The organism is Mycobacterium sp. 852014-52144_SCH5372336, assembly GCF_001665615.1.
In the GTDB taxonomy this organism is placed as follows: Bacteria; Actinomycetota; Actinomycetes; order Mycobacteriales; family Mycobacteriaceae; genus Mycobacterium; species Mycobacterium neumannii_A.
The window spans coordinates 184,808-197,813 of record NZ_LZSW01000059.1 but is presented as its reverse complement, the minus strand read 5'-3'; the positions used below and the strand labels follow the sequence as shown (position 1 = coordinate 197,813).

12 protein-coding genes are annotated in these 13,006 nt (G+C 66.4%); 6 read left to right on the top strand and 6 right to left on the bottom strand.

Annotation, left to right across the window (positions count from 1 at the left end):
- Positions 1–47: 47 nt before the first annotated feature.
- From A5759_RS20740 to A5759_RS20730, 3 genes are all read right to left on the bottom strand, one after another.
- Positions 48–398, bottom strand: coding sequence for an HNH endonuclease (locus tag A5759_RS20740; protein WP_068200895.1), 351 nt, complete (start codon positions 396–398; stop codon positions 48–50).
- Positions 399–493: 95 nt separating this feature from the next.
- The gene (gene pepN / locus A5759_RS20735; RefSeq protein WP_068200893.1) at positions 494–3,079 is read right to left on the bottom strand and encodes an aminopeptidase N; all 2,586 of its coding nucleotides are present in this window, start codon (positions 3,077–3,079) and stop codon (positions 494–496) included.
- Between the two features lie 50 nt (positions 3,080–3,129).
- Positions 3,130–3,513, bottom strand: a complete 384-nt coding sequence (locus A5759_RS20730) for a DUF732 domain-containing protein (protein WP_068200892.1) — start codon at positions 3,511–3,513, stop codon at positions 3,130–3,132.
- A gap of 189 nt (positions 3,514–3,702) precedes the next feature.
- Between A5759_RS20730 and A5759_RS20725 the strand changes: the two genes are divergently transcribed.
- The 4 genes from A5759_RS20725 to A5759_RS20710 are packed head-to-tail and all read left to right on the top strand — an operon-like array spanning position 3,703 to position 7,376.
- Complete coding sequence (locus A5759_RS20725; RefSeq protein ID WP_068200891.1) at positions 3,703–4,311, top strand: DsbA family protein; 609 nt, start codon at positions 3,703–3,705, stop codon at positions 4,309–4,311.
- 43 nt (positions 4,312–4,354) lie between these two features.
- Positions 4,355–4,828, top strand: coding sequence for a ribose-5-phosphate isomerase (locus A5759_RS20720; RefSeq protein WP_068201243.1), 474 nt, complete (start codon positions 4,355–4,357; stop codon positions 4,826–4,828).
- A gap of 2 nt (positions 4,829–4,830) precedes the next feature.
- Complete coding sequence (locus A5759_RS20715; protein WP_068200889.1) at positions 4,831–5,637, top strand: Fpg/Nei family DNA glycosylase; 807 nt, start codon at positions 4,831–4,833, stop codon at positions 5,635–5,637.
- A gap of 50 nt (positions 5,638–5,687) precedes the next feature.
- A complete protein-coding gene (locus tag A5759_RS20710; RefSeq protein WP_068200887.1) occupies positions 5,688–7,376 on the top strand; it encodes a sodium:proton antiporter in 1,689 nt (562 codons plus the stop codon).
- A gap of 7 nt (positions 7,377–7,383) precedes the next feature.
- On the opposite strand, the gene A5759_RS20705 is transcribed toward A5759_RS20710, so the two are convergent.
- Positions 7,384–8,145 (bottom strand): hypothetical protein, encoded by a 762-nt coding sequence (locus A5759_RS20705; protein ID WP_068200884.1) that lies wholly within the window; start codon positions 8,143–8,145, stop codon positions 7,384–7,386.
- A gap of 177 nt (positions 8,146–8,322) precedes the next feature.
- Here A5759_RS20705 and A5759_RS20700 point away from each other — a divergent pair, with 177 nt between their 5' ends.
- On the top strand, positions 8,323–9,030 hold the full coding sequence (locus A5759_RS20700; RefSeq protein WP_068200882.1) for a GAF domain-containing protein: 708 nt from the start codon (positions 8,323–8,325) through the stop codon (positions 9,028–9,030).
- Positions 9,031–9,228: 198 nt separating this feature from the next.
- On the top strand, positions 9,229–10,689 hold the full coding sequence (locus A5759_RS20695; protein WP_068200880.1) for a sugar transferase: 1,461 nt from the start codon (positions 9,229–9,231) through the stop codon (positions 10,687–10,689).
- A gap of 32 nt (positions 10,690–10,721) precedes the next feature.
- Here the strand turns inward: A5759_RS20695 and A5759_RS20690 are convergent, their stop codons facing one another.
- Together A5759_RS20690 and A5759_RS20685 are read right to left on the bottom strand one after the other, a co-directional pair.
- On the bottom strand, positions 10,722–12,110 hold the full coding sequence (locus A5759_RS20690; protein ID WP_068200878.1) for an FAD-dependent oxidoreductase: 1,389 nt from the start codon (positions 12,108–12,110) through the stop codon (positions 10,722–10,724).
- Positions 12,111–12,116: 6 nt separating this feature from the next.
- Entirely contained in the window at positions 12,117–12,728 is a 612-nt protein-coding gene (locus A5759_RS20685) for an undecaprenyl diphosphate synthase family protein (RefSeq protein ID WP_068200876.1), read from the bottom strand.
- Positions 12,729–13,006: the final 278 nt, after the last annotated feature.

The window sequence follows — 13,006 nt, the reverse complement described above, 5'->3', positions numbered from 1 at the left end:
ACGACACACCGCGCCAGAGCAGCGTTATGCGCACGTTCGCGGGCGCGTCACGGTGCATCGAGTGTGAGCGCGGCACGAATTTCGACGTAACGCTCGAGGAAGCGCCGCTCGTCGAGACGTCTGCGCCGCAGCCACGCGGTGACCTCGTCGTTGCACTTGCTGGTGTTGCACGAGGCGCATGCCGGTACGACGTTGTCGATGGTGTACCGGCCGCCGCGGGAGATCGCCATGACGCAGTCGCGCTGCAGCGCTCGATCCGTCGCGCCGCAGTAGGCGCAGCCCTTCCACGCGTCTTTCAGCGCTTGCCACTGCTGCGGCGTGAGGTCGTTGTCGACGGCGCCGAGTCGACGCTTACGCTTACGGGCCGCCCTGGCCCGGCGAGTTCTGCTGACCGCCACGCGCTCAGCATGCACCGCGAGCGACCGCTCTTGTACGGCTCGATGCGGCGTGTCGGCGTACTAGCACGGTCGCTCGCGCAGAAAGGTCCCGGCGGTTAGGTGACGTCGAAGGCGCGGGCGCGCAGGGACCGCTCGACACCGGCGCGGCCCTCGATGACCAGACGGCGCAGCGGCGGCGGTACATCGGGGTCGGCGAGGAACTCGTCGGCGGCGGCCAACCCGTCTTCGCTGATGTCCCACGACGGGTACAACCCGATGACGACGGTCTGGGCCACCTCGCTGGACCGCCGCTGCCACACGCCCGCGATCGCGCCGAAGTACCTCTCCCGGAACGGCGACAGCAGTGCCTGCTGACCGGGCTGAACGAAGCCGCCGATGATCGCGCGCGCGGTGATGTTGGCCAGCGTGTCGTCCTCGATCACCTGCTCCCACGCCGCTTCCTTGACCGCCAGTTCGGGGCGCGCGGCCGACGCTGCGGCGGCGTGCCGGCGTCCCGCCGCGGTCGGATCGCGTTGGGCCTCGGCGTCGATGAACGGCGTCTCCATACCCTCGGCGTCGACGGCGCCCGCGGCGGCGAGCGCGGTCACGATGCGCCACCGCAAGTCGGTGTCGACGACCAGACCGGGCAGACCCTTGAGCGCGGGGTCATCGTCCAGCAGCGCCGAAAGCACCTCCACATGGCGCGGATCGAGCACCGATCCACACAGCGCGTTGACGTAGGCCAGTTGGTGATCGGAGCCGCCCTCGGCGCCGCGGGCCAGGTCGAGCAACCGGTCGGCGAACTCGGGCCAGCCCGACGAGCGCGCCCACTCCGGATCGGCGTAGGAGTTCAGCGCCGTCTGGGCCTGCAGCAGAAGCCGTTGCAGCACACCGACTTCGGTTTCGGCGTGCACACCGCCGCATACCAACGACACGAAGTCGCGGGCCTTGAGCTCGGCCTCGCGTGTCATCTCCCACGCCGCCGACCACGCCAGGGTGCGCGGCAGCGGCTCGGCGATGTCGGCGATGCGCGTCAGTACCGTCTGCAGCGAATCCTGGTCCAGCCGCAGCGAGCAGTACGTCAGGTCGTCGTCGTTGACCAGAATCAACTTGCCGCGCGGAACACCGTGCAGCGCAGGCACGTCCGTGCTCGAACCCTCGATATCGAGTTCCTCGCGATGCACCCGCACCAGCTTGCCGGAGCCGTCGTCGTCGTAGATTCCGACCGCGAGGCGGTGCACCCGGGTCTCACCGGCGCCGGGCGCAGCCCCGCTCTGGTCGATGGCGAACCGGGTGAACCGGCCCTCGGCGTCGAGGTCGAAGTCGGGTCGCAGCGTGTTGAGGCCCGTCGTCTTGAGCCACTGCTGTCCCCATCCCGACAGGTCGCGCCCCGAGGCCTTCTCCAGCGCGCCCAGCAGGTCACCGAATGTGGCGTTGCCGAACGCGTGGTCGCGGAAGTAGTCGCGCAGGCCGGAGAGGAACTCCTCCTCGCCGACGTAGGCGACCAGTTGCTTGAGGACGCTGGCGCCCTTGGCGTAGGTGATCCCGTCGAAGTTCACTTCGACGGCCGCCAGATCGGGGATGTCGGCGGCGACGGGATGGGTGGAGGGCAGTTGGTCCTGGCGGTACGCCCACGACTTCTCCACGTTCGCGAAGGTCGTCCACGCCTCGGTGTACTCGGTGGCTTCGGCCTGGCACAGCACCGAGGCGAACGTCGCGAAAGACTCGTTGAGCCACAAGTCATCCCACCACTGCATGGTGACCAGGTCGCCGAACCACATGTGCGCCATCTCGTGCAGAACGGTCTCGGCGCGCCGTTCGTAGGAGGCTCGGGTCACCTTGCTGCGGAAGACGTAGTCCTCGAGGAACGTGACCGCGCCGGCGTTCTCCATCGCGCCGGCGTTGAACTCCGGTACGAACAGCTGGTCGTACTTACCGAACGCATACGGGATGCCGAAGTTGTTGTGGTAGAAGCCGAATCCCTGCTTGGTCTCGGTGAACAGCCGCTCGGCGTCCATGAACTCGGCCAGCGTCTTGCGGCAGAACAACCCGAGCGGAATGTCGCCGTGGTCGTCGCTGTACACGTCGTCCCAGCGTGCGTATGGACCGGCGACGAGCGCCACCAGATACGTGCTCATCCGTGGTGTCGCGGCGAAGGTGTGCCGCTTGGCTGCACCGGCGTCCTCGACGGTGACGGTGGCGCCGTTGGACACGACCTCCCAGTGCGACGGCGCTGTCACCGTGACATCGAAGGCCGCCTTGAGATCCGGTTGGTCGAAGCACGCGAACATCCGCTTGGCGTCGGCGGTTTCGAATTGCGAGTACAGGTACACCTCGTCGTCGACGGGGTCGACGAAGCGGTGCAGACCCTCTCCGGTGTTGGAGTAGCGGCAATCGGCGTCGACGACAAGGACGTTGCGCCCGGCCAGTCCGGTCAGCGCGATGCCGGTCGATTCGTCATAGCCCGACACGTCGATGTCGCGGCCGTTGAGGGTGGCGCTGTGGATCGTGTCGGCCGCGATGTCGATGTAGGTGTCGGCGCCGGGAAGGGCATCGAATTCGACCGTGGTTGTGGACCGGAACGTGCGTTCACCGGGCTTGCCGGCGCCGTCGGTCAGGTCGAGTTCGATGCGGTAACTGTCGACGGTGACCAGGGCGGCGCGTTCGACGGCTTGGTCACGGGTCAGGTTGGGAAGTGCCACCCGACCAACCTAACGCCCGCGCCGTCAAGCGGCGCGTCGCACGTCCCGAGTCAGAAACCCGGTATCGCCCGCGTCGCGGGCAGCCAGTCCATCACGGTGCCGTTGCCCACTGACGCCAACATCTGCGGGCAGTACATCGAGATCGCGATGCCGGTGAAGAAGGCCGCGATGTCCGGCGGGATGCCGTTGTCGGACACCTGCGTGTACACCTTCGCGAGGTTCTTGCCCGGTTCGACGAGCATCGGGCACACGGATTCCCCGATCGCAACCATGTTCACGGGATTGTCGACGGACATGCCTGCGCCGCGAAGGGCGGCCAGGAAGGCCTCGTCGGTCGTGTCGGCTTGGGCCGGTGCGGCGAACGTCGTTGCGACCGCCGCCAGACCGACCCCCAACGCCAGAGCGCGTCCTCGAAGATCAACAGGTTTATTCACTTCGGTAACGATTCTTCACATTGGTCACATCAGGAACACGGTTCGATCACCGTTTGCACTCTTAGGCGTTTCTCATATCGCGGCCTGCGACGTGGGCCGCTATAGCCGCCGCGGCGGGGGAACACTCCAAGCACGACCGCAGTTGTCAGGAATGGACTCTGCCCACCCCGCGCCCGGAAGGATTCGCCCATGTCCGAGAAGTCCGTTGCAGAACTCTGGTTCGACCCGTTGTGTCCGTGGTGCTGGATCACCTCGCGCTGGATCCTCGAGGTCGAGAAGGTCCGCGACATCGACGTGAGCTTCCGGGTGATGAGCCTCGCGGTGCTCAACGAGGGACGCGACCTGCCCGAGGAATACCAGGAGGCGATGAAGAAGGCGTGGGGGCCGGTGCGCGTCGCCATCGCCGCCGAACAGGCCAAGGGTCGCGAGGTCCTCGGCGGGCTGTACACCGCGATGGGAACCCGCATCCACAACCAGGGCATCCAGGACTTCGATGTGGTGATCAAGGAATCGCTCGCCGAGGTCGGCCTACCGGCCGAACTCGCCGAGGCCGCCACCACCGACAAGTACGACGACGCGCTGCGCAAGAGCCACCACGAGGGCATGGACCCCGTCGGCGAGGACGTGGGCACCCCAACCATCCATGTCAACGGTGTCGCATTCTTCGGACCAGTGCTGTCGCGAATCCCGCGCGGCGAAGAGGCGGGCAAGCTCTGGGACGCCTCAGTGACCTTCGCGTCCTACCCGCACTTCTGGGAGCTCAAGCGCACCCGCACGGAGTCGCCGGAATTCGACTGAGCGCGCCCGGGTCGGGCCGACGGCGTCTGCCACAATGACGGCCATGCGCGTCTACCTGGGAGCCGATCACGCCGGCTTCGACCTCAAGCAGGCCATCGTCGAGCACCTGCGCAGTTCCGGGCACGAGCCGATCGACTGCGGGGCATTCGTCAACGACCCCGACGACGACTATCCGGCGTTCTGTATCGCTGCCGCGCAGCGGACCGTCGCCGATCCGGGCAGCCTCGGCATCGTGCTCGGCGGCTCGGGCAACGGCGAGCAGATCGCGGCCAACAAGGTCCCCGGCGCACGCTGCGCGCTGGCGTGGAGCATCGAGACCGCCAAACTCGCCCGCGAGCACAACAACGCCCAGCTGATCGGCATCGGCGGGCGCATGCACACCGTCGAGGAGGCGCTCGCGATCGTCGACGCGTTCGTGAGTACCCCGTGGTCGGAAGCCGAACGGCACCAACGTCGTATCGACATCCTCGCCGAGTACGAACGCACCCACGTCGCGCCCCCGGTACCCGGCGCCTAGGGATGCCGGAAGGCCACACTCTGCACCGGCTCGCCCGGTTGCACCAGCGGCGCTTCGCTCGTGCACCGGTGATGGTGTCCAGCCCGCAGGGCAGGTTCGCCGACGGCGCAGCGGCCGTCGACGGGCGGGTGCTCAAGAAGGCCACCGCCTACGGCAAGCATCTGTTCCACCACTACGAAGGTGGCCGGGTGGTGCATGTGCATCTCGGGTTGTACGGCACGTTCACCGAGTGGCCGTTGCCTGCCGGGACGACACCGCCGCCGCCGGTGGGACAGGTCCGGATGCGGATGATCGGCGCCGAGTACGGCACCGACCTTCGGGGGCCGACGGTGTGTGAAGTGCTCGCAGAACCGGAGATCGCCGACGTCATCGACCGGCTCGGTCCCGATCCGCTTCGCCGCGATGCCGACGGATCGCTGGCGTGGGCCCGAATCCGCAAGTCGCGCAGGCCGATCGGAGCGCTGCTGATGGACCAGACGGTGATCGCCGGGGTAGGCAACGTGTATCGCAACGAGTTGCTCTTCCGGCACGGCATCGACCCGCACCGGCCGGGCACGCGTATCGACGAGGACGAGTTCGACGCGATGTGGACCGACCTCGTCGCGTTGATGCGGATCGGGTTGCGGCGCGGCAAGATCCACACCATCCGCCCCGAGGATGACCACGGGCTGCCCTCGTACGGGCCCGGACGGCCCCGCACCTACGTCTATCGGCGGGCGGGCGAGCCGTGCCGGCGGTGCGGCACCGAGATCCGCACGAAGGTGATGGAAGGCCGCAACCTGTTCTGGTGCCCCACCGACCAGACGTAGGCACCCCGGCTGGGTCAACGTGACGGGCGCTCCTCAGCGACAATCGGCGCGTGGAGTTGATTCTCGTCGTCGTCGGAGCCATCGTCGTCACCGCTGTCGCACACCGGCGCGGCCTCGAACCGGCCCTGGTCATCGTCATCATCGGCGCCGCGGTGTCGTTTCTGCCGGATTTCGAGCCACCCGAGCTGGATTCGCACATCCTCCTGACGGTGGTGCTGCCTCCGCTGTTGTACTCGGCGGCGCTGAACTTCTCGTTCCCGACGTTTCTTCGCAACATCAGGCCGATCCTGGGCCTCGGCGTCGGACTGGTCGTGGTGACGGCGTTCGCGGTGGCGGCCTCGGCGTGGCTGGTGGTGGTGCCCCTGACGTTCGCCACGGCCCTGGTGCTGGGCGCGATCGTGGCGCCGCCGGACGCGGTGACCGCGGTCGCCGTCGGTCGCAAGCTGGGCCTGCCGAGGCGGGTGATGGCGATCCTGACCGGAGAGAGCCTGATCAACGACGCCGCTGCGCTGACCCTGTTCTCGATCGCGGTGGTGCAGGTCACCGGCGGGCACATCTTCATCCACAACCCCTTCCTGCTGTTCGGCTACAGCGCCGTCGTCGGGCCGATCGTGGGCGCGCTGCTCGGTTACGTGACGCTGTGGATCCGCAGGCGACTGGCCAATCCGGGGCTGGAGACGGTGCAGGGCCTCGTGGTGCCGTTCGCGGCGTTCATCGTCGCCGAGGAACTGCACGCATCGGGGGTGTTGGCGGTCGTCGTCGCCGGCTTCGTGGTGGCCAACGGCACGCTGTCGGCCGGGTACCAAACCCGGCTGCAGGAACGTTATGTGTGGAACTCCGTCGACGTGTTGCTCGAGGCGTTCGTGTTCGCCTACATCGGGTTGCATCTGCGCTTCGTGCTCGAGGACCTGCAGGAGGCGCACGAGTCGCTGGCCGAGGTCGCTGTGGCGTCGCTGGTCGTGCTGGTCATCGTCTTGGTGATCCGGCCGCTTTCGGTGTTCGCCATCTTCGGGCGCAACAAGCTGTCCCAGCACGTCGAGACGCGGTTGAGCGTTCCTGTACCGACGGGCGGAGGTCGCGGTGCGCTGGGAACTAGGGGGCGCAAAAACCCGCCGGGTAAGTGGCGGTCACGCGTCGACCGGCGGTCACTGTCCTGGCGGGAGAACGTGGTCGTGTCGTGGACCGGGATGCGCGGGGTGGTGACTTTGGCTGCGGCCGCAGCCATTCCGGCGACGACGGTCACCGGCGAGCCGTTTCCCGAGCGGGCCACCATTCAGGCCATCGCGTTCGTGGTCAGCGTCGGCACGCTGCTGCTTCAAGGCTCGACGCTGCCGATCCTGATCCGGCGGCTGCACATCTCGCGGTTCTCCGACGATCACGCGGTCGATCGCGAGGAGGAACTCAAGGCCGAACGCGTCGTGCACGACGCCGCCGATCGGGTGCTGGCCGACTTTCGGGCCGATCCGCCTGCGGGCCTGAGCTCTCGCGTGGCCGCCGAGATCGAGGCGACCATCGCCCGGCACTCGCAGGACGCCGACGAGATGCCGGACCCCGAGGCGCACACGAAGCGCTCCGAGGTGTTCGCCGCGCTGTACCGCGACGTGCTCACTCACCAGCGCGCCGCGCTGATCGCCGAACGCGATGAGGGCCGCATCGAAGACGAGGCGGTCCGCGCGATGCTCGAACGGCTCGACCTACAGGAGGCCGGGGTATCGGCGCGTCTGGAGAGCCGGCTGTAGCAGAAGGTCAGAAGCCGCCGAAATCGCCGAAGCCGCCGCCGATGTCACCGCCACCGCCCCAGTCGCTGCCGCCGTCACCGCCCCAGTCGCCTCCGGGATCCTGGCCTTGGTCGAACCCCTGGTCGTATCCCTGGGCGAAGCCTTGTTCATAGCCGCTGCCGTGCATGCCGGAGAACAACGCGTCGAACAGCAGCACCGAGCCCAGGCCCCAGGCGCCGGCGACGAGCGCTGGCTTCCACCACGGCTCGGAATACCAACCCGCAGGCACCGGCCGACCCGCGACCCGGCCGCCGGGGTAGTAGTTCGGGGTGCGCTCGGATGGCGTCGGCGAGGCCTCGATCTCGCGGCCCTCGAAGTCGACCTTGCGCTCCTCGGTCACCGTGCCCGCGGACCGCTGGCCGGCGAGCGTTTCGAGTTCGGGGCCGGGATCCATGTCCATCGCGACGCGAGCGGCGCGCACGTAATAGAGGCCCTCGAGCGCGCTCTCCTTGGCGAGCAACGCCTGCTTGGCGGTGTTGGCCTGGTCGATCTGCGACCCGGCAGCGGTGTAGCGCTCGGACGCGTCGGCCAGCGCCTGCTTCGACGCGTCGTCGTTGCCGGTCAGGCCGATCACCTGACCACCGAGACGTTCGATGACGCGGCGGGCGTCGGCTTTGGCGTCCTCGAGCGAGGCGGCCTTGCGCCGATCAGAAGCCCTCATCGCGGCGTAGGCCACGACGCCGAGAGCGACGATGACCAGGACGACGAGAACGAGCAGAACACCGTTCATAGCGCCCAGCGTACCCAGCGTGAACGCGAAAACCGGATCGCGGACGGTGTGGCCGGGCGGTCACGCGCGTTGTCCGTCGGTGCGCTCTACAGTGGCGGTTCGTCGAGGTCTCGGGCAAACCCGGTCAACCGGGCCCCCGATTTTTGTTCGAGCGTCAATTTGCGTACCGTGAATGGGGTGACGCGGTGGGTACGCAGATTCGACGACTTCCTTAACCGCCTGCTCGAAGAGCATGCGCGTGAGGCAGGCGAGAGCGTCGACACTTACGTTGCCCGTGCGGTTGCGGCGCAAATGGCCAGCGATTTGAGGCGCGCCAACGATCCGAACATCGCCGACCTGCAAACTCATCTTGCGGCGGCGGGCGTGCTCGATGAGAAGGCGATGCCAGACGTGTCGGCCGTCATTGCCGACCCTGACCGACTTGCGGCCCTGCGCCACACCGGCTTGCTGGACTCACCGCCGGAGGTGATCTACGACCGGATCACCCGGGCCGCGGCCGAAGCACTCGACACTCCCTTTGCGCTTGTGTCCCTTGTCGACGTCGATCGACAGTTCTTCAAGAGTGCCGTCGGTCAAGCAATCACCTCGCCGGAGGATCGGCAGACACCGCTCGAGCGCTCGGTGTGTCAGTACGCGGTGGCCAATGGCGCGCCGCTGATCCTGGAGGACGCGCGGGCCGATCCGACTTTCAAGCAGCATCCCGCGGTACGGGACGGGACGGTGGTGGCCTACCTCGGCATACCGCTGATGGACGAAGCGGGCAAAGCCGTTGGGACACTGTGCGTGTACGACACCAAGCCACGCCTGTGGAGTACGGGTCATCTTCAGGTGCTCAGTGACCTCGCCGCGCTCGCCACAGAACGCATATTCCACACGGGCCCCTAGCCACAGCGATGAGCGGGCCGTTCGTGCCCGCGAATTGGCTGGAACTTCGGCGTCATGACCTAGACTGGCAACGTTTGCAGATGCAGACACTTCTGTACACGTCGGGTTTCCATCGGGGGGAGAATGCAGCCTGACGCGAAATCGCCCACCCGTGATTCGCAGCCTCGGCTCAGGACTACGGTCCCACAGCTCACCGCCATGCCGTCACCCACTTCTCGCGGTGGGAAGTCCGGCTGGATCGAAACCCTTCGCGCCGAGTCGGGTTATGTGGCGCTCACTGTCGGCTTGGACATCTGGGCCGCGGTGTGGTCAGTCGCGATAGCGCATTGGCTGACGCCGGGCCCGATTCATGAACGGAACATCGCCGCAATCTCGTGGCTCTTCGTGCCGATCCTCCTGGTGATCATGCACACCCGGTCGATGTACAAGCGCAAGCTCGGCCACAGCTTCCTCGACGACTTCGAACCCGTGGAAACCTCGGTAGCGGTATCTGCGCTGGCGACACTCACCGTCATCCTTGTGCTCGTGCCCCCATTACCGACCGGCTCGGTGGTCGTGGAGTACGTCCGCCCAAGCGAATTGGCCATCCGCATCTGGGTCTGTGCGGCCATCCTGCTGCCTGCGAACCGTCTCATCCGATCGTTGGCCGAGCGCTACCTTCGGCGAAGGCACGGCTTCGGATCGTCGGCGCTGATCATCGGTTCCGGTCCATTCGCCCATCAGCTCATCACGCGAATGCGTCAGATCCCCGATTACGGTCTGCACCCCGTCGGAGTGCTCGACGACACTCGTCCGAGCGCCGCGGAATTGGCCGACGTGCCCTACTACGGATCCACCGCCAACCTCGAAGTCGCCGCTCAGGCCACGGGCGCCAAGGAGCTCATCGTGGCGCCGTCGTCGACTCCCGACGACGAGCTGGCCCTCAGCGCCCAGTTGGCGCACAACCTGGGGCTGCGCGTGCGCGTCGTGCCTCGACTGATGGACGTCATCGGCGGCGCGACCTACGTCGAGCACCTCGGTGGCATCCCGCTGCTGGTGCTCTCCCACACCGACCCGAAGGGGTGGCAGTTCGCCGTCAAGCATGCCTTGGGCCGGCTGATCGCCGCGGTCCTGCTGATCGTGATCTCGCCCCTGTATCTCACGCTCGCGATCCTGGTGAAGCTGAGTTCGCCAGGCCCTGTCTATTTTCGTCAGGAACGCGTCGGACGCGACGGCAAGGTCTTCGACTGCCTGAAGTTTCGCAGCATGAAACCCGTCGGCGTGGCCACGAAAGCGTTCGCGTTGAAGGACGGTTCGGCACCCGGGGGAGTGGAAGGCGACGACCGGCGCACCGCGATCGGCAAGTTCATGCGCAAGGCATCCCTCGACGAACTACCCCAACTGGTCAACGTGGTGCGCGGGGACATGACGCTGGTGGGCCCGCGCCCCGAGCGACCGGAGTTCGTCGAACTGTTCGAGATGCAGGTGCGACGCTACGGCGACCGCCACCGAGTGAAGGCGGGCATCACCGGTTGGGCCCAGGTGCACGGACTTCGGGGCCAGACCTCGATCGCCGACCGGGCGGAATTCGACAACTACTACATCGAGAACTGGTCGCTTCTGCTCGATTTCAAGATCCTGGTCCTGACGGTGCTTGCGGTGCTGAAACCCGCCGAATAGGAACAATTCGGCGACCCGGGGCGGGCGGAGTACTAGACCTTCAGCAACCCGGACTCGTGGTAGCGGCGTTCCTTGTTGACCTGCCAGGGGTCGACGCTCTCGCCGAAGTACCGCTTGACGCTGTGCATGGCACTGAGCATCGCGTGGTCCTGGTTGTCGTAGCGGTGCATGCCGTTGCGTCCGATCGGATGCAGGGACGGGTAGTGCTTGCGCAGGTAATCCCGGATCTGGGCGACGCTTGTCTCCATCGCCGGATTGCAGATCGGATAGGCGAACTGCGAACGGACCACCATGACACGCTCGATCGTGGACGCATCGAAACCCAGTGTGCGCAGGTCGCTTTCGACGATCTGTCGCATGTGATCGTCGTCGGCGGCCCACAGCGCCGAGCCGGCGCCGATGAAGTACTCGAACCCCAGGTATGTTCCGTCCCAGTCCGGTGGAGTGAGGTCGTCGGACCATTGGCGGTAGTTCTGGATACGTCCGACCCGCAGGTCCATGCCCGGCGTGTACACCCAGTTGAAAGGGAGCTCGCGGCGCTGTCCCAGAGCGACTGCGACCGTGATCAGACCTCGGTGCTTGAGTTGGGCGGCAGCCTCCCAAATATGCTGTGGTACTGTCGGTTCCAGGGCGTTGACCAACATCTGCAGGGGCATGCTGGAAAAGACTGCATCTCCGGTCGCGATGCCTCCGTCGCGCAGTTCGATCGTCCACCGTCTGCCATCGAAACCCAGCTTGGTCACCGGTGAGTCGAGCGACGGTTCGACACCGAATCCCGCCAGCTCTGCTGCTGCGGCGTCCCAGAGCTGACCGGGCCCGCGGCGGGGATAGAGAAACGCATCGGCGGCCATCGCGTCGCGACCGCCCCACACGATCGGCTTGATGCGCTGCTCGGCCCAATCGCTGGTGAGGTGAGCGGGCTCGGCGAGCCACGTCTTGCGGACGTACCCGTCGAAGAACATGCGGTACCAATAGTCGCCGAACTGATACCGGCCCCAATCGAGGAAGGTCGCAGAGTCGTCGAGCGAACGCCCTCCACGTCGAAGCCTGGACCACAAGAGACTGCCCAAGCCCCGCGCTCCGCGCCCATAACCCAACTGAGTCAGCAGGTTTCGACCGAGAAGCGGGTAAGGCACGTAATGGCCGTCGACGAGCATGGCGGAGCGCCTCGACACCGAGTGCCACTCTTCGGCCGGAAGCAGAGATTTCCAGAGTTCGAGTATCTGCTCGTTCTTGGTGAAGAAGCGGTGGCCACCGGGGTCGACCCGGAACCCGCGCTCACCCGGGGTGCGCGCCAGGCCTCCGACGTTCGACGATGCTTCGAAGACTTGGGCCGGGACACCGTTCTTCGCCAGTTCGAGAGCCGCGGTGAGGCCGGCGGGGCCTGCCCCGATGATCAAGGGGCGCCGGTCGGAGTGCATCGGTGTCTACCGTCCCCGGAGCTGCGGTGTGCGCCGGTAGTCGTCGATGAACTCGTCGATGTGGTGCTCCTCGAGTTCGTTGAGCGGCGTCGTCAAAAACCGCAGTTGGGCGTACTGGGTCTGAAGCGGAAGAAAGCCGCTCAGCAGGGGCTCGGGGGAGGTACGGATGACCAGGTCCACATCGTCGATGTCGAAGGAACCGCGGACTTCGCCGCCGCGTTGCTGCGCTTGCAGAAGAGCCGTTCGTAGCTCGTCGTTCGCGTCGTAGGCGGCGAGGATGTTGATCCGGAATTCTTCGCCGCGCATAACCGATTCGGTGCGCTCGGCTGCCGCGACGTACTCCGCGGGCAGCACCGTGCGGTCACCGTGCAACCGCACACTGCAGGCGTCGGGCTCGAAGCGGGCGGGAACCAAGTGGGTGAGGAAGTGGATCGAGGCGTTGAACACCGGCTCGAGTTCGGCTTGACTGCGGGCGAGATTGGCTCTGCTCAGGTTGTACACCGAGACGGTCCGCACGTTGTGTCGGCGCAGCACCTGAAGGATGTCGGCTACCTTTTCCGCGCCCAGTAGATACGCCTCAGCCAAGGAGATGCCGCGGCTTTTCGCCCATCGACGCATACCGTCTGGTATCAAACCGACATGGGCAGGCTCGAAGCCCGTCAATACGCGCAATCCATCCCCCCGTAAGCACACTTATAACCCTGAGTAAGGGTACTTATTCCATTCCCATAAGTCCACTTATTCAAACATTCCAGCTCGCGGCTCATCGCGACGGCCCTTGGGACCGGCCGGCAGGCGGGGTTAAGCCGGAGGGGGGATCGTCCGTCCTGATCTTGGACGGTAATGGGGGATCCGTACCGGGCGCACTCCCGCCCGCCTCGGGCCACCGCCGGCAA

What these genes read in the sequence shown, in the direction of transcription:
- A5759_RS20725 (WP_068200891.1), top strand. Translation starts at nt 3,703, where the DNA reads ATGTCCGAGAAGTCCGTTGCAGAACTCTGGTTCGACCCGTTGTGTCCG.
- A5759_RS20720 (WP_068201243.1), top strand. Translation starts at nt 4,355, where the DNA reads ATGCGCGTCTACCTGGGAGCCGATCACGCCGGCTTCGACCTCAAGCAG.
- A5759_RS20715 (WP_068200889.1), top strand. Translation starts at nt 4,831, where the DNA reads ATGCCGGAAGGCCACACTCTGCACCGGCTCGCCCGGTTGCACCAGCGG.
- A5759_RS20705 (WP_068200884.1), bottom strand. Translation starts at nt 8,145, where the DNA reads ATGAACGGTGTTCTGCTCGTTCTCGTCGTCCTGGTCATCGTCGCTCTC.
- A5759_RS20695 (WP_068200880.1), top strand. Translation starts at nt 9,229, where the DNA reads ATGCCGTCACCCACTTCTCGCGGTGGGAAGTCCGGCTGGATCGAAACC.
- A5759_RS20690 (WP_068200878.1), bottom strand. Translation starts at nt 12,110, where the DNA reads ATGCACTCCGACCGGCGCCCCTTGATCATCGGGGCAGGCCCCGCCGGC.
- A5759_RS20685 (WP_068200876.1), bottom strand. Translation starts at nt 12,728, where the DNA reads ATGCGTCGATGGGCGAAAAGCCGCGGCATCTCCTTGGCTGAGGCGTAT.